Source organism: Streptomyces katrae (assembly GCF_000717655.1).
Taxonomy (GTDB): domain Bacteria; phylum Actinomycetota; class Actinomycetes; order Streptomycetales; family Streptomycetaceae; genus Streptomyces; species Streptomyces katrae_B.
In genome coordinates, this window is record NZ_JNZY01000101.1 from 1 (window position 1) to 688 (window position 688).

1 protein-coding gene is annotated in these 688 nt (G+C 69.2%); it reads left to right on the plus strand.

Annotation, left to right across the window (positions count from 1 at the left end; genetic code table 11):
- The first annotated feature begins 134 nt into the window (after positions 1–134).
- Entirely contained in the window at positions 135–590 is a 456-nt protein-coding gene (locus IF09_RS0139570) for a transglycosylase SLT domain-containing protein (protein WP_051833685.1), read from the plus strand.
- Positions 591–688: the final 98 nt, after the last annotated feature.

Here is a 688-nt window from a genome sequence, read left to right on the forward strand (position 1 = left end):
GCTGCGAGGGCCGCTAGTAGGAGGGGTCGTTGCCAGGGGGTCGGGACGTGCGTAGAACTGGAGGTGTCGCCGGGCGGCACGGGTGCTTCACCCGCTGCCGGTGAATCCCTCTCCTCCGTGTGAGTGGCTCACTCATGTCTTCGGCATGCCCGCGACCGTCCCTGTTGCCTTCGGAAGGTTCATCCGTGTCCAACGCCGTCATCCGCCGCATCGCCGCTTCCAAGAAGTCCCTCGCCGGCTCCATCGTCGCCCTGGGCGTCGCCGGCTCCATGCTCGCCACGGTTCCCGCTCAGGCGGCCCCGACGAGCGCCAAGGCGATCGCCCAGCAGATGATCAAGGACCCGGCGCAGTTCGCGGCGTTCAACAACATCGTTTCCCGTGAGAGCGGCTGGAACCACACCGCCACGAACGCCTCCTCGGGCGCCTACGGCCTGGTCCAGGCCCTGCCGGCCTCGAAGATGGCCTCCGCGGGTGCCGACTGGAAGACCAACCCGGCCACCCAGATCAAGTGGGGCCTGGACTACATGAACTCCCGCTACGGCAGCCCCGTGGGTGCCTGGAACTTCTGGCAGACCCACCACTGGTACTGAGCCACCAGCGGACAGCAGACACACGAAGACGCCCGGCCGGGACCTCCCGGCCGGGCGTCTTCGCGCGCCCACCCGTCCACCGCGCACGGCGCCGGCCG

Bases quoted from the DNA above. Each gene is read 5' to 3' on its own strand.
- IF09_RS0139570 (WP_051833685.1), top strand. From the start codon at position 135: ATGTCTTCGGCATGCCCGCGACCGTCCCTGTTGCCTTCGGAAGGTTCA.